Source organism: Parabacteroides sp. 52 (assembly GCF_010500925.1).
Lineage (GTDB): Bacteria > Bacteroidota > Bacteroidia > Bacteroidales > Tannerellaceae > QVMG01.
The window spans coordinates 1-839 of record NZ_QVMG01000057.1; the positions used below are offsets into that span (position 1 = coordinate 1).

Here is an 839-nt window from a genome sequence, read left to right on the forward strand (position 1 = left end):
GTGTTCCGGAGCTACCTGTAAGGGTAGCGTTCGGGATTATCACAGAACTGGAAATGCCGGTGTAGTTTAGGCAATAGCCTTTTGCCACCTCTCCTATCGCTTCTGATCCATTATAGACATTATGAAATGTCACTTTTAGAGATACATAACTTTTCCCATTAGGAGCTGCCTGGGTAGCCCGTAAAGTTGGTTGGAAAGCAATTACATTTGATTCTTCCGGATAAATCATTTTACCATCGGAACCATCTGCATTGAAAAGGCTTCCTAAATTATAAGTATAACGATTGCCTTCAATAGTGGGTGTAGGAGTTGTCAAGGTGGTAGCCCCTCTACTCATCACATTAAGTGTTATCTTCATTGCTGTCATTTCATATCCTTTAGGATACTCAATGCTAAACTCTTTCAAATAGGAAACCGGGCGATATTCATTTTCAAAGCCTTTGGAAGAGAGTCCGGAATTATGCATAGAATTGCCATAAAATATTGTAGGACTTTGTGTGGATACATTGTTTGAAAATGTTAACATAGAAGTAAGATAGGCATGAGCATAGTTTGTTGCAGTTACTGATTCAATATTAAAGGACTTCTTATCTCCTCCTTTCTTTCCAACAATTACTTCTGCAAAAGGATCGCTAACAGAATTTTCACTCACAAAACAACCAGAGGAAAGTGATGCATATTTTGCAGTTGCCTTTCCAACAACAAAAGGCATACGAATTTCCAACTTATCATTTTCTTTCAGCAGGAAGCCATCTTCATGAAAATAAGCATACACTTTAAGAGTATTTACTTGGGTATAACTCATTTTTTTGTTGAAAGTCTCACTTCCTCGTTTAATC

1 protein-coding gene is annotated in these 839 nt (G+C 37.7%); it reads right to left on the reverse strand.

The window, feature by feature from the left end:
- Positions 1-805 (reverse strand): hypothetical protein (locus D0T51_RS12185; RefSeq protein ID WP_163729678.1); only part of this gene is annotated, 805 nt, incomplete at its 3' end.
- Positions 806-839: the final 34 nt, after the last annotated feature.